Source organism: Streptomyces microflavus, from assembly GCF_014650075.1.
GTDB lineage: Bacteria > Actinomycetota > Actinomycetes > Streptomycetales > Streptomycetaceae > Streptomyces > Streptomyces microflavus.
In genome coordinates this window covers 560298-578993 of sequence record NZ_BMUG01000001.1, presented here as the reverse complement: position 1 = coordinate 578993, position 18696 = coordinate 560298, and the positions used below count along the sequence as shown (strand labels likewise).

At 71.2% G+C, this 18696-nt stretch carries 17 protein-coding genes and 2 tRNA genes; 3 read left to right on the top strand and 16 right to left on the bottom strand.

What is annotated here, in order from left to right:
* Positions 1-456: 456 nt before the first annotated feature.
* The 3 genes from IE264_RS02430 to leuS all read right to left on the bottom strand — a co-directional run bounded on the left by IE264_RS02430 (position 457) and on the right by leuS (position 5273).
* Positions 457-1302 (bottom strand): DegV family protein, encoded by an 846-nt coding sequence (locus tag IE264_RS02430; RefSeq protein ID WP_032753243.1) that lies wholly within the window; start codon positions 1300-1302, stop codon positions 457-459.
* Between the two features lie 155 nt (positions 1303-1457).
* Complete coding sequence (locus IE264_RS02425; protein WP_015608457.1) at positions 1458-2249, bottom strand: hypothetical protein; 792 nt, start codon at positions 2247-2249, stop codon at positions 1458-1460.
* A 150-nt stretch (positions 2250-2399) separates the two neighbouring features.
* Positions 2400-5273 carry a leucine--tRNA ligase gene (leuS, locus tag IE264_RS02420; RefSeq protein ID WP_032753244.1) on the bottom strand — a complete coding sequence of 958 codons (2874 nt, stop codon included), beginning with the start codon at positions 5271-5273 and terminating at the stop codon, positions 2400-2402.
* 531 nt (positions 5274-5804) lie between these two features.
* On the opposite strand from leuS, the gene IE264_RS02415 reads away from it, so the two are divergent.
* Both IE264_RS02415 and IE264_RS02410 read left to right on the top strand, forming a co-directional pair.
* Positions 5805-7364 (top strand): ferric reductase-like transmembrane domain-containing protein, encoded by a 1560-nt coding sequence (locus tag IE264_RS02415; protein WP_032753245.1) that lies wholly within the window; start codon positions 5805-5807, stop codon positions 7362-7364.
* Entirely contained in the window at positions 7361-8941 is a 1581-nt protein-coding gene (locus IE264_RS02410) for an NADH-quinone oxidoreductase subunit NuoF family protein (RefSeq protein ID WP_015608460.1), read from the top strand. The genes IE264_RS02415 and IE264_RS02410 overlap by 4 nt, the downstream gene beginning before the upstream one ends.
* 66 nt (positions 8942-9007) lie before the next feature.
* Here IE264_RS02410 and IE264_RS02405 read toward each other — a convergent pair.
* The 10 genes from IE264_RS02405 to IE264_RS02360 form a co-directional block, all read right to left on the bottom strand.
* Positions 9008-9080, bottom strand: a tRNA-Ala gene (locus tag IE264_RS02405).
* A gap of 148 nt (positions 9081-9228) precedes the next feature.
* On the bottom strand, positions 9229-9462 hold the full coding sequence (locus IE264_RS02400) for a hypothetical protein (protein ID WP_015608461.1): 234 nt from the start codon (positions 9460-9462) through the stop codon (positions 9229-9231).
* 3 nt (positions 9463-9465) lie between these two features.
* Positions 9466-9654: a hypothetical protein gene (locus IE264_RS02395; RefSeq protein WP_078618663.1), complete on the bottom strand. Its 189-nt coding sequence runs from the start codon at positions 9652-9654 to the stop codon at positions 9466-9468.
* Between the two features lie 131 nt (positions 9655-9785).
* A tRNA-Ala gene (locus tag IE264_RS02390) sits at positions 9786-9858 on the bottom strand.
* Between the two features lie 126 nt (positions 9859-9984).
* Positions 9985-10638, bottom strand: a complete 654-nt coding sequence (locus tag IE264_RS02385) for a histidine phosphatase family protein (RefSeq protein WP_032753247.1) — start codon at positions 10636-10638, stop codon at positions 9985-9987.
* Positions 10635-11066, bottom strand: a complete 432-nt coding sequence (gene rsfS / locus IE264_RS02380; protein WP_015608463.1) for a ribosome silencing factor — start codon at positions 11064-11066, stop codon at positions 10635-10637. Before rsfS ends, IE264_RS02385 begins: the two co-directional genes overlap by 4 nt.
* A gap of 74 nt (positions 11067-11140) precedes the next feature.
* Positions 11141-12973: an LCP family protein gene (locus IE264_RS02375; RefSeq protein WP_032753248.1), complete on the bottom strand. Its 1833-nt coding sequence runs from the start codon at positions 12971-12973 to the stop codon at positions 11141-11143.
* A gap of 19 nt (positions 12974-12992) precedes the next feature.
* Positions 12993-13610 (bottom strand): nicotinate-nucleotide adenylyltransferase, encoded by a 618-nt coding sequence (gene nadD, locus IE264_RS02370; RefSeq protein WP_015608465.1) that lies wholly within the window; start codon positions 13608-13610, stop codon positions 12993-12995.
* 38 nt (positions 13611-13648) lie between these two features.
* The gene (locus tag IE264_RS02365) at positions 13649-13810 is read right to left on the bottom strand and encodes a hypothetical protein (protein WP_015608466.1); all 162 of its coding nucleotides are present in this window, start codon (positions 13808-13810) and stop codon (positions 13649-13651) included.
* Positions 13811-13894: 84 nt separating this feature from the next.
* The gene (locus IE264_RS02360; protein ID WP_015608467.1) at positions 13895-14047 is read right to left on the bottom strand and encodes a hypothetical protein; all 153 of its coding nucleotides are present in this window, start codon (positions 14045-14047) and stop codon (positions 13895-13897) included.
* A gap of 111 nt (positions 14048-14158) precedes the next feature.
* Here IE264_RS02360 and IE264_RS02355 point away from each other — a divergent pair, with 111 nt between their 5' ends.
* Entirely contained in the window at positions 14159-15295 is a 1137-nt protein-coding gene (locus IE264_RS02355; RefSeq protein ID WP_032753249.1) for a M48 family metallopeptidase, read from the top strand.
* Here IE264_RS02355 and IE264_RS02350 read toward each other — a convergent pair.
* From IE264_RS02350 to IE264_RS02340, 3 genes are all read right to left on the bottom strand, one after another.
* Complete coding sequence (locus IE264_RS02350; RefSeq protein ID WP_032753251.1) at positions 15213-16361, bottom strand: SCO2583 family membrane protein; 1149 nt, start codon at positions 16359-16361, stop codon at positions 15213-15215. The genes IE264_RS02355 and IE264_RS02350 overlap by 83 nt on opposite strands.
* A gap of 230 nt (positions 16362-16591) precedes the next feature.
* The gene (locus IE264_RS02345) at positions 16592-17167 is read right to left on the bottom strand and encodes an SCO2584 family spore wall biosynthesis protein (protein ID WP_032753253.1); all 576 of its coding nucleotides are present in this window, start codon (positions 17165-17167) and stop codon (positions 16592-16594) included.
* 156 nt (positions 17168-17323) lie between these two features.
* Entirely contained in the window at positions 17324-18607 is a 1284-nt protein-coding gene (locus IE264_RS02340; protein WP_032753255.1) for a glutamate-5-semialdehyde dehydrogenase, read from the bottom strand.
* Positions 18608-18696: the final 89 nt, after the last annotated feature.

Genomic DNA, 18696 nt, shown 5'->3' with positions numbered 1-18696 from the left:
CAAGGGCCGAACGGCCCCGCGCGGACCTCTGCCGGCCATGGGCGCCGGGTCGAGCACCGGGACGGAGCCCCGCCCGGCCGCTCGGACGGCTACCCGGACCGCGTCGCGCCCGACGCCCGGCCGCCGGGGCACGTTCGGCAGCGGCTGCGGTTCCCGCAGCCGCACCACCGCAAGCCGAGGCCGGAGTCGAAGGCGACGGCGAGGTCGGAGGCGGAGAAGCCGCGGGCGGAGCACCAGCGGACGGAGCAGCAACGGACGCGTGGTCGGGCATCGACACCCGAGAAGTACGAAGGGCCATGCCTCACGACGTTAGGCACGATCGGCCGAATCCGCCGAGCAGGCTCGATTCCTGTGGATAGCGGGCCAGTTGTGGATATCTCACTCACTCGTCCGGGGGCCTGTCGCTCCTCCGCAGAAACCCCGTCGCCACCCAACGGCCCCGTCAACGCGGCCAGATCACCGCGGCGAGATCACCGCGCCGAGCAGCCCCGGCCCGGTATGCGCCCCGATCACCGCACCCACCTCGCTGACATGGAGGTCGACCAGCCCCGGCACGCGTTCGCGCAGCCGCTCGGCCAGGCGCTCCGCGCGCTCCGGTGCGGCGAGGTGGTGGACGGCGATGTCCACCGCCGCCCCGCCCGCCCGCTCGGCGACGATCTCCTCCAGGCGGGCGATGGCCTTGGACGCCGTCCGTACCTTCTCCAGCATCTCGATCCGGCCGCCGTCCAGCTGGAGGATCGGCTTCACCGCGAGCGCGGAGCCCAGCAGTGCCTGGGCCGTGCCGATGCGGCCGCCGCGGCGGAGGTAGTCCAGGGTGTCGACATAGAAATAAGCGGATGTTCCGGCGGCCCGCTTCTCCGCCGCCGCCACGACCTCGTCCAGGCTGCCGCCCGCCTCCGCGCTCTCCGCCGCCGCGAGGGCGCAGAAACCGAGGGCCATGGCGACCATGCCCGTGTCCACCACGCGTACCGGGATCGGCGCGTCCTTCGCCGCGAGCAGCGCGGCGTCGTACGTGCCCGAGAACTCCGCCGACAGATGCAGGGAGACCACCGCGTCGGCCCCCCTCCCGGCCGCCGCCCGGTATGTCTCGGCGAAGACTTCGGGGCTGGGGCGGGAGGTGGTGACGGAGTGGCGTTTCTGCAGGGCCAGGGCGAGCGAGCGGGCCGAGATCTCCGTGCCCTCCTCCAACGCCTGATCGCCCAGGACGACGGTCAGCGGCACCGCGGTGATGCCGTGCCGTTCCATCGTCCGGCGCGGCAGGTAGGCCGTTGAATCAGTGACGACAGCGACATGGCGGGACATGAGCCGGAGGTTACCTGCCGAGGTGGGAGTGCGGGAGCCCGGCCCCGGCCCTCCGATCATCCATGGTCACTTCGGAACGCGTCCTGTCACCATCGGCCACGGACGCACCGGCCGTGAGAAGCCGGGAACACGGGAGCTCGGGAACGGCCCCGCCGTCAGTTGGTCGTCTCCGGCCTGGCGGCCTTCTGCCACGGGTACCTCGTCCGCAGGTGCGGGTCCGGCGCGGTGATCGCCTGCGGGGCCTCCTCGCGGGCCGGTCCGCCCCAGGACTCGTCCGCCGTACTGCTGTTCCCGGCCCCGGCCGTCGGCTCGGGCCAGTCCACCCCGGCGTCGTGCGCCCGCCTAGCACCGGCACCCGGCCCCTGGGAGGCGGCGCCCGAAGCCTGCTGGGGCCGCTGCTCCTCCACGGTCCAGTGGCGCAGGGCCCCCGCCTCGATGTCGATCTGCGCGTTCAGCGCGTCCAGGTCGTCGTCGGCGAACTGCCGCGCCCGGTCCCGCGCCGCCCAGCGCAGGGAGTCCGCCGAGTGCGTGATCCGCTGCGTGCGCTCCTTCAGCTGCGGCAGCAGTGCGGCGACCGTCGCCCGGTCCGGCTCGCGCTCCAGGCGCTTCAGCTCGTCGTCCAGCTCAAGGCCGTGGGCGCTCAGCCGGCGGAAGAGGCCCACCGACTCCGCGAGCGAGGAGTCCTCCGCCACACCGGCGTGCAGGGCGTCCTGGGTGGCACGCATCGAGGTGCGCAGAGCGAGCCGGAGCTGCGCCAGCTCACCCGCGACGCCGGTCTGGCCGAAGCTCTTGGCCCGGAGGGTGGTGTCCTCCACCGTGCGACGGGCCTGGGTGATCGTGCGGTCCACGCCTCGCTTGGCCGCGCCGACGGCCTTCACGGTCGCATAGACGCCCAACGCGATGAACGCGACGAAGAGCAGCGCCAAGATCGTGATCGCGGCTTCCATGAATGCCCCTGGTGTCTCGATGCGGCTGCCGGTAGCGGTCGCTCCCCTCCACCGTAAACGGAACGGGCAGGCCGAGGGTTCCTTCGGAACCCCCAACCTGCCCGTAGGGGATGGCCCTGACTACGCACCGCGACCATCAGCGGACGGCGGTCAAGCGGGGACGATGTTCACCAGCTTCGGCGCCCGCACGATCACCTTGCGGATCCCGGCCCCGCCCAGCGCCGCGACGACCGCCGGGTCCGCCAGGGCCAGCGTCTCCAGCTCCTCGTCGGTGATGGAGGGCGAGATCTCCAGGCGGGCCCGGACCTTGCCCTTGATCTGGACGACGCAGGTGACGGTCTCGTCCACGACGTACGCCGGGTCGGCCACCGGGAAGTCCTGGTGGACGACGGACTCGGTGTGGCCCAGTCGGCGCCACAGCTCCTCCGCCACGTGCGGGGCCAGCGGGGCGATCAGCAGGACCAGCCGCTCGGCCACGGACCGCGACAGCGGGCCGCCCGCCTTCGTCAGGTGGTTGTTCAGCTCGGTGATCTTGGCGATGGCGGTGTTGAACCGCATCCCCTCCAGGTCCTGGCCGACCCCGTCGATGGCCTTGTGCAGGGCCCGCAGGGCGTCCTCGCCGGGCTCCGTGTCGACGACGGTGACCTCGCCGGTCTCCTCGTCGACCACGTTGCGCCACAGCCGCTGCAGCAGCCGGTACTGGCCGACCACGGCACGCGTGTCCCAGGGGCGCGACACATCCAGCGGGCCCATCGCCATCTCGTACAGGCGCAGGGTGTCCGCACCGTACTCGGCGCAGATCTCGTCCGGCGTGACCGCGTTCTTCAGGGACTTGCCCATCTTGCCCAGGACGCGGCTGACCTTCTCGCCCTCGTAGTAGAAGGCGCCGTCGCGCTCCTCGACCTCGGCGGCGGGGACGGCGATGCCCCGGCTGTCGCGGTAGACGAAGGCCTGGATCATGCCCTGGTTGTACAGCTTGTGGAACGGCTCGGCCGACGAGATGTGGCCCAGGTCGTGCAGCACCTTGGACCAGAAGCGCGCGTACAGCAGGTGCAGCACGGCGTGCTCGGCGCCGCCGACGTACAGGTCGACACCGCCGGTGGGCTGCCCCTCGCGCGGGCCCATCCAGTACTGCTCGATCTCCGGGTCGACCAGCTTCCGGTCGTTGTTCGGGTCCAGGTAGCGCAGCTCGTACCAGCAGGAACCGGCCCAGTTGGGCATGGTGTTGGTCTCACGGCGGTACTTGCGCGGGCCGGCGCCGTCGCCCAGGTCCAGCGTCACGTTGACCCAGTCGGCGTTGCGCGACAGCGGGGTCTCGGGCTGGGTGTCGGCGTCCTCCGGGTCGAAGGTGCGCGGCGAGTAGTCCTCGACCTCCGGCAGCTCCAGCGGCAGCATCGACTCGGGCAGCGGGTGGGCGATGCCCTCCTCGTCGTACACGATCGGGAAGGGCTCGCCCCAGTAGCGCTGACGGCTGAACAGCCAGTCCCGCAGCCGGAAGTTGACGGTGCCCTCGCCGACGCCGTGCTCCTGCAGCCACTCGGTGATCTTCGCCTTGGCCTCGACGACGCCCAGGCCGTCCAGCGAGATCTCGTCGTTGGAGGAGTTGACCAGCTTCGCGTCGTACGAGCCGAAGGCGTCGTCCCACGTGGAGGGGTCGGTGCCGCGGTCGTCCGACGGCTGGACGACGCAGCGCATCGGCAGCTCGAAGGCGCGCGCGAAGGCGAAGTCGCGTGCGTCGTGCGCCGGTACGGCCATGATCGCGCCGGTGCCGTAGCCCATCAGGACGTAGTCCGCGATGAAGACGGGGACCTTCTCGCCGCTGACGGGGTTGGTGGCGTACGCGCCGGTGAAGACACCGGTCTTGTCCTTGGCCTCGGCCTGCCGCTCGACGTCGGACTTGGCGGCGGCCTGCTTGCGGTACGCGGTGACGGCCTCGGCCGGGTTCGTGTGTCCGCCGGTCCACACCGGGTGGGTGCCCTCGGGCCAGGCGGCCGGAATGATCCGCTCCACCAGCTCGTGCTCGGGCGCCAGCACCATGTAGGTGGCGCCGAACAGGGTGTCCTGGCGGGTGGTGAAGACGGTGATGCCGCCGGCGGAGTCGACCGGGAACTCGACGCGGGCACCCTCGGAGCGCCCGATCCAGTTGCGCTGCTGCAGCTTGATGGCGTCGGGCCAGTCCAGCCCGTCCAGGTCGTTCAGCAGCCGGTCGGCGTAGGAGGTGATGCGCATGTTCCACTGGCGCAGCTTGGCCTTGAAGACGGGGAAGTTGCCGCGCTCGGAGCGTCCGTCGGCGGTGACCTCCTCGTTGGCCAGCACGGTGCCCAGCCCCGGCGACCAGTTGACGGGCGCGTCGGAGGCGTACGCCAGGCGGTACTCGCCCAGCAGGTCGGCGCGCTCGGCGGCGCTCAGTGCGCTCCACTCACGGCCGTCGGGGGTCGCCCGTGTGCCGTTCTCGAACTGCTCGACCAGCTCGGCGATCGGGCGGGCCCGGTCGGCCTCGGTGTCGTACCAGGAGTTGAAGATCTGCAGGAAGATCCACTGCGTCCACTTGTAGTACTCGGCCTCGATCGTCGCGAACGAGCGGCGGTTGTCGTGGCCCAGGCCCAGCCGGCGCAGCTGGACCTTCATGTTCTCCATGTTGGCCTCGGTGGAGGCCCGGGGGTGGGTGCCCGTCTGGACCGCGTACTGCTCGGCGGGCAGGCCGAACGCGTCGAAGCCCAGGGTGTGCAGCACGTTGTGGCCGGTCATCCGCTGGTGGCGGGCGTAGACATCGGTGGCGATATAGCCCAGCGGGTGTCCGACGTGCAGCCCCGCACCCGAGGGGTACGGGAACATGTCCATGATGAACCTCTTCGGCTTGGCGGCCAGCTCCGGGTCGCCCGCCAGGTCTCCGGTGGGGTTCGGTGCCTCGTACGTCCCCTCGGCGTCCCAGAAGTCCTGCCAGCGTGCCTCGATGTCGGCGGCCATCGCCGCCGTGTAGCGGTGCGGCGCGGCCGTCTCGGCTGCGGAATTCGTCTCGCTCATGATCCTCAAAGCTCCATCGATCGTCATCTGCCGGGAAACGAAAAATCCCCTCGCACAGGAGGGGACGCCGCGCTGACTCCGACCAGGCGTTCTCACCGGTCGGGTCTCTTCAGCGCGGCTCGCTAAGCAGAAGGCGTACGGCACGCATGGCGTCAGGGTACCGCACGTGCCCGGAAGGGAGCGGGGAGCGACCGGTGGGCGGACAGCGCGCGCACGAGCCCCTCCCTGACTGCTCATTCGTCGCCCTCAGTAGTTGACGCGTGATGCTCCCGTGGGCACACGGTGTGTGTTCGGCGGGCTTCCGGTGGGCTTTCCGCGGAGCCCTGGGGCGACTCGCGGGACGGCGGGAACACCCGGGAAGCGGAGGTTACTCGGCGTACCCACTTCTATCGGGGCAACCGCGCAAAGCCCGTACTGGTTGGTATGGGGCGTCCTAGCATGCGGCAACGGGACCGCTTTGCCGAACTATTCGGAGTCGCCCCTATGAACCCTCATCGCAAGATCCGCGTATCCCCCACCATGAGCACCGGAATGAGTCGGCCTGTACAGGGCGGCCTGACTGTCACCGCGTTGGTATTCGTCCCTCTGCTCGCCGTCGCAGGGAGCGACGGCTTCCGCGCCACCCTCGATTTCACCACCGGCGTGCTGTCGCTGGTCTCGCTCAGCGCGGCCGTCGCCTGGGGCCTGCTGGCCACCGACCGGCTGTTCCTCTCCACCCGCCAGCGGATCGTCTGCCAGGGCATCCACCGGGCCACGGCCGTGGCCGCGCTCGGCTTCCTGCTGCTGCACGGAACCGTGAAGATCGCCCTCGGCCATGTGTCCCTGCTCGGCGCCCTCATACCCTTCGGCCTCGGCGTCTCGGGTACGGCGGGGCTGATCGGCTTCGGCTCGCTGGCCGGACTGCTCATGGTCGTCACGGCCGCGACCGGCGCACTGCGCAGCGCGTTCGCCCAGCCCTCCCCCACGGCCACCCGGCTCGGCCAGTCGCTGGGCTCCCCCCGGGAGGCGGGCGGGATCGCGGGGCGGTGGCGCGCCCTGCACGCCCTGGCCTATCCGGCCTGGTGCGCCGCGCTGGTCCACGGCCTGTACGCGGGCCGGGCACCCGCCACCTGGGTCGTCGTGATGTACGGGCTGTGCCTCACCGCCGTCGCCGGCGCCCTGTGCCTGCGGCTGCTGCCCCGCCCGACGAAGCGCCGGATCACCGACCGGATCGCCACGCTGATGAGCCCGGAAGGGGAGTTCGACACGCCGGACCCGGTGCTGCGCGGGTCCTCGCGGCCCAGTGCGGAACGCGGGCCCGGCACGGACCGTCAGCCGCCTACGGGAGACCCGGCGGGGTGGAGCGAGCCGGACCGGGAGGTCCGGGGCACTCCGGTGCGCCCGCGCACCCTGTCGGCGCCGCTCGCCCCGCCGACACCCCCGCCCATGCCGCTGTCCGGCTCGCTGCATTCCCTGCACGAGACGCCCGCCCCGTACGAGGCGCGTGCTCCGCACGAGACTCGCTCCCTGCACGAAGCGCCGACGGAGCTGCTGTACGGGGTCCAGACCCCGGTGTACGAACCGCCTCCGCGCAGCTCCGACCGGCTCGCCGACGGCCCTGTGGGCGGGCCGGGGATATCGGCCGGATACCGCGCCGTGTCCCAGGCCGGTGACGCCACGCTCACGCCGGGCCCCAGGTGGCCCGCCCCGTCCCCCGCACCGCCCGCGCAGGCCCACCACCGCCCGCACGGTGCCGAGCACACCTACGCGCCTCCGCAGGAACCACCGCTGTACACGCCACCGCTCAGCACGACACCCCCGTACGCCACACCGGCGTACGACACCACGGCATACGGCACCACGGCGTACGGCACAGCCGACGCGACGTCTTCCTTTGAAGGCGCCCCGACGCCCAGCACCCCCGCTCCTTCCTATGAAGCCTCCTACGAAGCCTCGTACGAAGCCTCGTACGAAGCCCCGTACAGGGCTGCTCAGGCGGCCGAATCCCCCATCCCAGCCACCACCGGCACCGGCGCCGAGCCGCCGACCGGACCGTTCTCCGCGCCCCCGGCCGGCGAACCCTGGCACGCACCCGCAGGAGACCGCCCGTGAACGACCCCCTCCCCGATGTTCCCGAGGTCCGCGTCGTCGGCCTGCCGCAACTGACCACCGGCTTCGACCTGGTGGAGCGGCTCGACCTCGCCATGCACCTGAAGGTGCACGGGCCCCTCGAACCGATGACCGGCGAGCGGCTGGCCGAGCTGGCCGAGGCGATCTCCCTGACCGGGCGGGGCGGGGCCGGGTTCCCCTTCGGGAAGAAACTGCGGGCGGTGGCGAAGGCGTCCATCCGGCGCGGGGTGCGCCCCGTCGTCGTGATCAACGGGAGCGAGGGCGAGCCCGCCTGCCGCAAGGACACCGTCCTCCTCAACCGTGCCCCGCACCTGATCCTGGACGGCGCCCTGCTGGCCGCGGAGGCGCTCGGCGCACGCACGCTGGTCGTCGCCGTCACCCGTAACTCCACCGAGGTCTCCGTACGCGCGGCCCTGGCCGAGCGCGGCCTCTCCGACCGGCGCGGCCAGCAGTTGCGCGCCCGGGTGATCCGCACCCCGGAGCGCATGGTGTCCGGCGAGGCGTCCTCGGTGATCCGGGCGGCGAACGGCGGGCCCGCCCTGCCCCCGGGCCGGCGCGAGCGGGCGGCGGAGACCGGGGTCGGCGGCTCCCCGACCCTGCTGTCGAACGCCGAGACGTACGCCCAACTCGCCGTCGCCGCCCGGATAGGCCCCCGCCGCTACGGGCACACCGGGCTGCCGAACGAACCGGGCACCGTCCTGCTCACCGTCTCCGGCGCCGTGGCCCGGCCCATGGTCATCGAGGTGCCGACCGGCGTGCCGCTGCGGTACATCCTGCAACTGGCCGGAGCGCCGCCGCTGCCCCAAGGGGTCCTGACGGGCGGCTACCACGGCAACTGGATCGACGCCGTCGCCTCCCACAACGCGGTCATATCCCGGGAGTCCCTGGCCACCGTGGGCGGTGCGCTGGGCGCGGGCGCGATTCTGCCGATCGGGCCGGAGACCTGCCCGCTCGGCGAGTCCCTCCGGATCGCGAACTGGCTGGCGGCCGAGACCGCCGGGCAGTGCGGCCCGTGCAAGCTGGGGCTCCCGGCGGCGGCGGGCGGACTCTCCGACGTACTGAACGGCGGCGGGCCCGCCGCGCTGGAGGCCCTGCGCGAGGTGACCCAGGCCGTGAAGGGCCGGGGCGCGTGCAAGCACCCGGACGGTTCGGCGCGGTTCCTGATGTCGACGCTGTCGGCGTTCACGGACGACCTGGCCGCCCATGTCCTGGACGGCGGCTGCGGCCGCGAGACGCTCGGTGTGCTGCCGCTGCCCGCCTCCGGCTACCAGGACCTGGAGGAGTCGATTCCGAGCGGCGAGAAGCTGGCGGTGGACTGGACGCTCTGCCAGGGCCACGGCCTCTGCGCGGACATCGTCCCCGAGCTCATCAGGCTGGGCCCCGACGGCTATCCGGCGGTGGCGGACGCCTCGGTTCCGATGCATCTGCGCGGGCGCGCCCAGCGGGCCGTGCGGCGCTGCCCCGCTCTGGCGCTCCGGATCGAGCAGTCGGCCGCCGAGCAGCGCCCCGCCCTGCCCGCCGCCGTCAACCGGCGGGCCCTGGGCAGCGGACGCGGCTGAGCGGGCACCACGACGAAAGAAGCGGGCCACCCGATCCGGGTGGCCCGCTTCTTCATGTGGAGCTTGTGGAGCTAAGGAGAATTGAACTCCTGACCTCCTGCATGCCATGCAGGCGCTCTACCAACTGAGCTATAGCCCCTTGTTGTCCGCCGCCCGGTTCCCCTTGGCGACATCGAGAACATTACACGGTCCCCCCGGTGCTTCACCAAATCGTTTCCGGTGCGCACACATATGCCCGAATTATCCCGGGCGTTGAACCCTCAGCCGCAGGTCAGAGACCCGGAGGCTCACGCCGTCGCGAAGGAGTAGAACCGCTTGAGGGTGCAGTGCTCCTCCAGGAGCCGCCCGTAGATCGGCTCCCCCTCCAGCTCCCGGTAGGTCTCGATGGGGTCGCCTTTTATGATCAGCGCCCGGGCGCATTCCTCGCACCAGTACTGATATTCCGGGTTGATCGGGTCCATGTCCCTGACAATGGGCGTACCGCTGCCGCACCAGTCGCACTTACGCCTGTGTGCACCCATCAGTCAGCTCCAGCTGTGGCCGCAGGCCGTGCACACGTAGGAGACCCCTCCGTTGTCGCCCAGGACTTGGGCCACGTGGGACGAACCGCAGGACGGGCAGCCGAGACGGGATCGATCTTCGGACGTTACGGAGCCGGGGAACGAGGCAACGACAAGGGGCAGGTCGGGGACGTGTTCGCGACTCGCAGGCATCGCGCTCCCTCCCGATCGGTCCGTCGCCCCCTCCGGCGCTCCGATTCTGCCATGGCCCCGCAAGGGGGTCAGCCCGCTTCACGCCCCTACGCAGAAGATCCCGCCCCCAGACGGGGACGGGATCCTGATTGTGGAGCTAAGGAGAATTGAACTCCTGACCTCCTGCATGCCATGCAGGCGCTCTACCAACTGAGCTATAGCCCCGCTGTTCGCTCTGTTTCCCTGCGTTTCCGCGCTGCGAACAAGAAGAACTTTAGCCTGTGACCTGCCGGAAAGTGAAATCCGGCCGGAGACGCCCGGAGACGGCCCGGAAACAGCGCCCGGACGGTCCTAGTCGTCGTCGCCGAGCACCGGCTCCGGCAGCGTGCCGGCGTTGTGCTCCAGCAGGCGCCAGCCGCGCGCGCCCTCGCCCAGGACGGACCAGCAGCAGTTGGTCAGCCCGCCGAGCCCTTCCCAGTGGTGTGCCTCCAGGCCGAGCAGCCGGCCGATCGTCGTCCTGATCGTGCCGCCGTGGCTGACCACGACGAGCGTGCCGTCGGCGGGCAGCTTCTCGGCGTGCTCCAGGACGACCGGTGCGGCCCGGTCGGCCACCTCGGTCTCCAGCTCGCCGCCGCCCCTGCGCACCGGCTCGCCGCGCTTCCACGCCGCGTACTGCTCGCCGTACCGCTCGACGATCTCCACGTGCGTCAGACCCTGCCAGGCGCCCGCGTACGTCTCACGGAGCGCGGCATCGTGGGCCACGGTGAGACCGGTGACCGCCGCGAGCTCGGCGGCCGTGGCCGCCGCCCGCCGGAGGTCGGAGGCGACGACGGCATCGGGCTTCAGCGAGGCGAGCAGCCGGGCGGCCCGACGGGCCTGCCCGACGCCCTCCTCGGTGAGCTCGATGTCCGTGGAGCCCTGGAAGCGCCGCTCCAGGTTCCACGCGGTCTGGCCGTGACGCCAGAGAACGATCTTGCGGCCCCTGCCGCTGCGACTGCCGTTCAGCTCTGGTCACCTTCCGTGCTGCCGTTGAGCTGTGCGTGCTCCTCGGCCTTGCCTCGGGTCCTGACCGCGTCCTCGGGGAGGGCGATCTCCGGGCAGTCCTTCCACAGACGCTCGAGCGCGTAGAAGACGCGCTCCTCGCTGTGCTGGACGTGGATGACGATGTCGACGTAGTCGAGGAGGATCCAGCGGGCGTCGCGGTCGCCCTCACGGCGCACCGGCTTGACGCCGAGCTCCTTCTGGAGCTGCTCCTCGATCTCGTCGACGATCGACTTGACCTGGCGGTCGTTGGGGGCCGAGGCCAGCAGGAAGGCGTCGGTGATCGACAGCACATCACTGACGTCGTAGGCGATGATGTCGTGCGCGAGCCGGTCGGCGGCCGCCTGAGCGGCGGCGTTGATGAGCTCGATGGAGCGGTCCGTGGCGGTCACATGCAGGCTTTCGTCGGCGGTCGGATGCAACCTCTAGGGTCTCACGGACCGCCGACAGCCCTTCACGCCGACGATTACCCGGTCTTGTAGTCCTGGCCGAGTACGGCGGAGACGTCCGCGTTGGCGGCCGGCTCGCCCTTCTTCACGGCACCGGCGGACAGCCCCAGGGTCTTGGCCACCTCCGTGGCCTTCTCCTTGTCCTCGGCGGTCCGGTAGATCACGACGGACTTGGCCTCGTCCTTGGCCTTGCCGCTGTCCACGAAGGCGTAGCCGCCGTTGACCAGCACGATCCGGGCGGACTCCCCGGCGCGGGCGTTCCCGGTGGCGTTGCGGACGGCGACCCGCAGGGGCGCGCCCTCCTCGGGTGCCTTCACCGTGCCGCCGAGGATGTCCTTGACGACGCTGCGGGTGGCCGCGTCGGTGAGGGTGCCGTCGTCCTGGACGGGCAGCATCGCCGTCTTGTAGTCACCGACCTTGGCCCGCGAGGCCAGCTTGGCGAGCGAGGCCCCGAGGTCCTTCTCCGGCAGCGACGGGTCCAGGACCTGCGCCAGCGTCTCCACGGTGACGGTCGCGGCCTTGGGGTCCTCGGAGATCTTGCGCAGCACCGCGCGCATGACCTCGCCGAACCGGGTCAGCTGCTTGGCCTCGGCCTCCCCTGGTGCCAGGTAGGTGGCGTACGCGACGGCCATCGGGCCGCTGAGCGTCTGCGCCTCCCCCTTGTTCACGAGGGGCGCGGCGCCCTTCTTGGCGTCGGGCACATCGATGTCGGTGTCCACCTCGATGTTGCCGACCTGCTCGACGAGGATCTCCAGGTACGGGGTGTCCAGCCGCCAGGTACCGCTGATCTTGGTGCCCAGCAGGGTTTCGATCGACTCCCGGGTGCCGGTCCTGCCGTCGTCGTCGACGGACTTGCCGAGCGTGGTGGTGGATCCGTCGTCACCGGCGACGGCGAGGGTGTTCGGCAGCAGGACGGTGGTGCCCTGCTTGGTGGTGGTGTTGTCGACGAGCAGGGCCGTCGAGGTGCCGCCCTTCTTGGTGTTGTGCAGGTGCACCACGATCACGTCGCGCTGCTGCGCACCGACGGCGACGGCCTTCTTCTCCTCCGTACCGGAGAGGCCGGGGAGCATGTCGGCGGACCAGAGGTACCCGACGCCGCCGACCACCACGAGCACGGCGACGACGATCAGCGCGATCATCCGGTTGCGGCCCTTGCGGCGCGCTTCCTCGCGCCGCTCGCTGCGGCTCTCGGTGAACTTCAGCCAGTCGATGACGTCCTCGGAGTCCTCGTCGGGCTCCTCGATGAACGAGAACTGCTCGGTGCGGTAGTCCGGCGCGGGGCGCTGCCCGGGAACGGCGGGGTCCGCCTCGGCCTCCGGCTCCCGCTCGGGGGCCTGCTCGCGCGGGGGCCGAGCGGCCGGCTGCGGGGCCTGCTCGGGGGCGGGAGCGGTGCCCTGCTGCGGGATGTTCCACTGCTGACCGGTGTCGACGGCGGCGGGCTGCTGCCCGGTGGCGTAGCCGTAGTCGGTGTAGCCGCCGTAGCCGTACTGCTGGCCCTGGCCGTATCCCTGGTCGGCGCCCTGGCCGCCCTGGTCCTGCTGGGGGTGCTGCCGGGCCGCGTAGGGGTCGTACTGCTGGGCCTGGGGCTGCTGGGCCTGGGGCTGCTGGGCCTGGGGCTGCTGGGCCTGCTGGGCCTGGCCGTACGGGTCGTATCCGTACCCCGCCTCCGGGGCCTGCCCCTGGTGCTGGCCCTGCTGCGCGGCGTAGGGGTCGTACTGCTGCTGGTCGTACTGCTGCTGGTCCTGCTGCCCCTGCTGCTGGTACACCGGCTGGCCGTACTCGTCGTAGCCGACGATCTGCGGCTGCTGGTAGTACGGGTCGTGGCCGTACGGGTTCTGTCGGTCGTTCACCGGTGCCCCTCTCCGTGGCTCAGTCGCCGCGGTACAGCTGGCGCTTGTCGATGTAGCGGACCACGCCGTCCGGCACCAGGTACCAGACCGGCTCCCCCTGCGCGACCCTCTCACGGCAGTCCGTCGACGAGATCGCCAGCGCGGGCACCTCCACCAGGGAGACACCGCCCTCGGGAAGCCCGTCGTCCGTGAGCACGTGACCCGGCCGGGTCACACCGATGAAGTGGGAGAGCGAGAACAGCTCCTCCGCGTCGCGCCAGGTGAGGATCTGGGACAGCGCGTCGGCGCCGGTGATGAAGAAGAGGTCCGCGTCGCCGTGGACCTCGCGCAGGTCCCGCAGCGTATCGATGGTGTACGTCGGTCCGCCACGGTCGATGTCACTGCGGCTGACCGAGAACTGCGGGTTGGACGCGGTGGCGATGACCGTCATCAGATAGCGGTCCTCGGCCAGGGAGACGCTCTTGTGGCTCTTCTGCCACGGCTGCCCGGTCGGGACGAACACGACCTCGTCGAGATGGAACTGGGCGGCCACTTCACTGGCCGCCACCAGGTGTCCATGGTGAATCGGGTCAAATGTCCCGCCCATGACGCCGATTCGGCGCTTCTCGGGGCCGGTAGGCACTTCCTGCTCTCCCATGCGTGCAGAGCCTACTGGCACAGCTGTACGCCTCTGCCTCAGCGGTCGCGGTTGAAGCGGGTGGTGATCCAGAGCAGGAACATCAGCGCGAGGAACGCGCCGACACCGGTCACGTACGGGTTGAGGCTTTCGTGGTTGCCGCCCTCGCCACCCTCGGAGGCGAGAGTGACCAGCTGGTGTGCGGTGCTCGTGAGGCTCATCGTCGGCAGGACCTATCGATCGTGAGTCGGAAGGAAGACGTCCGGCACATCGTATGCGGGCACCCCGGGCACGCTCACGCCGACTCAGTCGTTGTTGTCGTCGTTGCGGTAACCGCGCAGCAGGAACCAGGCCAGCAGCACCGCTCCGACGATCGAGGCCAGCAGCACGATCCGGAGGGTGGCTCCCGGTCCCTGTTCGTCGGCGACGGCGGCGAGCAGTACGGCGGTGTGCGGCATTTCGGGCGCTCCTCATAGTTATCCACAGCCCCCCGCACACCGTAGCGCCAGCACATACGCTGGTTTTTGTCAGGGGGACGAGCAACGTCTCGTACGAACAGGGGGCCATCCATGACCGACAGCAGTCACGAGAACGTGCCGAGCAGGGCGCGCAGGCGATTCCCCGGGATCTCGTCCCGGGCCTACGAGCACCCGGCGGACCGCTCGGCCCTGGTGGCCCTGCGCAGGCTCACCGGTTTCGACACCGTGTTCAAGGCGCTCAGCGGGCTCCTCCCGGAGCGCAGCCTGCGGCTGCTCTTCCTCTCCGACTCCGTCCGGGTGAGCGAAGCCCAGTTCGCCCACCTCAACGACATGCTGCGCGACGCGTGTTACATCCTGGACCTGGAGAAGGTCCCGCCGATGTACGTCAAGCAGGACCCGCAGCCCAACGCCATGTGTATCGGTCTTGACGAGCCGATCATCGTGGTCACCACCGGCCTGGTCGAGCTGCTCGACGAGGAGGAGATGCGGGCGGTGGTGGGCCACGAGGTGGGCCACGCGCTCTCCGGCCACTCGGTGTACCGGACGATACTGCTCTTCCTGACCAACCTGGCCGTGAAGGTCGCCTGGATCCCGCTGGGCAACATGGCGATCATGGCGATAGTGACGGCGCTGCGCGAGTGGTTCCGCAAGTCGGAGCTCTCGGCCGACCGGGCCGGGCTGCTGGTGGGCCAGGACATCCAGGCCTCGATGCGCGGGCTGATGAAGATCGCCGGCGGCAATCACCTCCACGAGATGAATGTGGACGCCTTCCTCGCCCAGGCCGACGAGTACGAGAAGGGCGGGGATCTGCGGGACTCGGTCCTCAAGATCCTCAATGTGCTGCCCCGGACGCACCCCTTCACCACGGTGCGGGCCGCCGAGCTGAAGAAGTGGTCGGAGACCCGTGACTACCAGCGGATCATGGACGGCCACTACCCCCGGCGCGACGAGGACAAGGACGCCTCGGTGACGGACTCCTTCCGGGAGTCCGCCTCGCACTACGCCGACACGGTGCGTACGAGCAAGGACCCGCTGATGAAGCTGGTCGGGGACATCGCCGGAGGCGCCGGGGACCTGGGCGGCAAGCTGCGCGACAAGTTCACCGGGGGCGCCGGGGCCGCCAGGGGCGGTGCGGGCACCTCCGCTACGGACGAGGACGGAACTCCCGAAGGGCCTGAGGGTCCTGGAGGTCCTGGGGGTCCTGAGGAGGGGCCCCGGAAGGCGTAGGGGCGCCCAGCAGCGCCAGGGTCCCGCAGAGTGCCGCCGCGGGCCTGCCCGGGGCGTACGGGTCGGTGACCGCGGGGCCCCGGCCGTCCGCCCGCTCCCCCGCCAGGAGCGGGCGGAGCGTCCCTGCGGCACCGGCCGAGCAGGACTGCGGTCCGGCCTGTACGTGGGCGGTGCGCACCTCCAGCCGGTGCAGCCGCAGGTCCTCCCGGTCGAAGCGGAAGTGCAGCTCGCGCCGGACGGTGAAGAGGGACGCGCCGTCCTCCTTCGGGGGGCCCTCCGCCGGGCGCAGGGCGTAGGTGAAGGTATGGTCCGAGACGACCTCCAGGGTGCCCGCGCCGTCCTCCGCGTACGAGAGGGTGCCCTGGACCCGGATCTGCGGGTCCGCGAGCTCCACCTGTGCCGGGTCGAAGCGCACCAGCCAGCCGGTGGCGGCGTGCAGCCCGTCGTCGGCGGGGCTGCTCATGGACCGTTCGAACTGACCCCGCTGGTCCGGGTCGAGGAGCTGTTCCACGGGCCGGCGGACCTGCCCGGTGAGGACGTCCGGGTTGAGCGAGGACTCCACCAGGTAGTCCTTGACGGTGGCGAGGGCCGTGGTGATCTGGCTGTCCGAGAAGTTCTGCGTGCGCCGCACGGAGGGGAAGTTGATGCCCTCCGCGCCGGTCCGGAAGCCGGAGAGCGGGGCGGCCAGGTAGAGCCGCTCGGGTGATCCGGCGGGCACGGTTCCGCGCGGGGCGAGGGGGACCACGGTGGTGCGCAACGGCTCGGCCCGTCGGGTGACGGGCTGCGGATAGGGATTGCGGAAGCCGATGTAGACGGCCGTGGCGAAGGCCAGGGCTATCAGGACGACCAGCACGATGGCGGCCCTGGAGCCGTGGCTGGCCGGGGCCACCGGCTCCGGCAGCGTCCGCACGGCGCGGGCGTGCTCGCCCATCCGCTCCTGGGCCGAGAACTCCTGCATGCGGGCACTGCGGATGAACGATTCGTCGAAGACGAGCGAGCGGTACTCGTCCTCGCCGCCCTCGGGGTTCTCGGGCGGGCCGTTCGGCGGGTCTGAGCGGCCTGTCATGACTTCTCTCCCGATCTCCACACCACCGGTCTGCTCGGTGCGCAACGGTCTGCTTCGGCCGTCAGGCATCCAGCAGCGAGAAGCCCCCCGGAAGCGAGGGGTCACATCTTCAGAGTAGGTCGATCGGCGCGTACGTAAACGCGGAGAGCGGCGGGAAGTGGTAGCCGCGGCTACCGCCGGACGGGTGACGTCCGACCGGTTCCCCGGCCCGGGGAACGGCGCGGGAGGGGTCAGGGGGCGCCGGGGGTGGCGGAGACCGCCGGGCGGGGGTGGACCGCGGGGGCCGGCGGAATCGCTCCGGGCTGGTCCACACCGCTGGTCACGGGCGGCGGCACCGGTTCCTGGCGGTGGGCCGAGGCGCTGCGGTAGACGGCGGAGAAGGCGAGGGCGACCATTCCGACGCCCATCACCAGGGCCAGCAGCCAGGCGACCGGGCGGTGCCAGCGGGCGGCGCCCCGGTAGGGGCGCGGACCGCCGTCCTGCCCGTAGGGGACCGGCTCGGCACCGTCGTCGTACTCGGGGTCGTAATCGAGGTCCTGGGGGTCGTGATAGGCCCTGGAGCGCCCGTAGGAGCCGTGTTCGCCGTCCCTGGGGCGGCGGGTGCGGCGGGCCCTGGCGGCATCGGCCTGCGCGCGGGCTTCCGCGGCGGCGAGGAGGCGCTCCACGGCGGTGGGTTCATGGACGACGGCGGCCCGGACGAAGTCCTCGTCGAACACCACGGAGGCGAAGTCCTTGTCCGCGCCCCCGCGGTCGTCGTCGGGCTCCCAGCCGTCCGGGAACGGCTTGCCCCCCACGTCGTCCGGCACGGATTCAGCGTAGCCCTGCCGGGACCTTTTGGGCAGGTGCTCCGGAAAGTCGTCCGGTGGGCGGGAGGGGGAACATGCGGCCGGTCCATGACCCGTGTGCGTACGCCGGGCAGGGTGGGAGGCCCCGCCCCGCCCGACGTACGGGCACTGGCAGGGCTACCGGATGTGGCCGTCGCCGGTGACGATGTACTTCGTCGAGGTCAGCTCCGGCAGCCCCATCGGGCCGCGGGCGTGCAGCTTCTGCGTGGAGATGCCGATCTCGGCGCCGAAGCCGAACTGTCCACCGTCCGTGAAGCGCGTGGAGGCGTTGACGGCGACCGTGGTCGAATCGACCAGCTGGGTGAACCGGCGGGCGGCCGCCTGCGAGGTGGTCACGATGGCCTCGGTGTGGCCGGAGGACCAGAGGCGGATGTGCGCCACCGCCGCGTCCAGGGAGTCCACGACCGCCGCCGCGATGTCGTACGAGAGGTATTCGGTCTCCCAGTCCTCCGTGGTCGCCGCGACCACGGTGGCCTTGGTCCCCTCGGCGTGGGCGAGGACCTGCTCGTCGCCGTGCACGGTGACCCCGGCCTCGGCCAGCGCGTCCAGGGCGAGCGGCAGGAAGGCGTCGGCGATGTCCTTGTGGACGAGCAGGGTCTCGGCGGAGTTGCAGACGCTGGGGCGCTGGGCCTTGGAGTTGATCAGGATGTCGACGGCCATGGTCAGGTCCGTCTGCGCGTCGACGTAGACATGGCAGTTGCCGGTGCCGGTCTCGATGACGGGGACCGTGGACTCCTCGACGACCGTACGGATCAGGGAGGCGCCGCCGCGCGGGATGAGGACGTCGACCAGGCCGCGGGCCCGCATCAGCTCCCGTACGGAGTCGCGGCTCTCGCCCGGGACGAGCTGCACCGCGTCGGCTGGGAGGCCCGAGCCGCCGACCGCGTCGCGCAGGACCCGGACCAGGGCGGTGTTGGAGGCGTAGGCGGAGGAGGAGCCGCGCAGCAGGACCGCGTTGCCGGACTTCAGGCAGAGGGCGGCGGCGTCCACGGTGACGTTGGGGCGGGCCTCGTAGATGATGCCGACCACGCCGAGGGGTACGCGGACCTGGCGCAGGTCGATGCCGTTGGGCAGTGTGGAGCCGCGCACCACCTCGCCGACCGGGTCGGGCAGCGCGGCCACGTCCCGTACGTCGGCGGCGATGGCGCGGATGCGCTCCGGGGTGAGGGTGAGCCGGTCGATGATGCCCTCGCTCGTACCGGCCTCGCGGGCTCGCTCGACGTCCTGCGCGTTGGCCTCGACGATCTCGGCGGTCCGCACTTCGAGGGCGTCGGCGATGGCCAGCAGCGCGTCGTCCTTGGCAGCGCGCGGAAGTGGCGCGATATCTGCGGCGGCCGCACGGGCCCGGTAGGCGGTCTGCGCGACCGGGGACATGTTGTCGTAGGGCGAGAGCGTGGTCATGCCCGCAGAGTAATGCGCGCTCTGCGGGCATACGGCACGTATCCCGTGATGCGAGACGGCCGGCCCGAGGGGCGGACGTCCCTGGATCG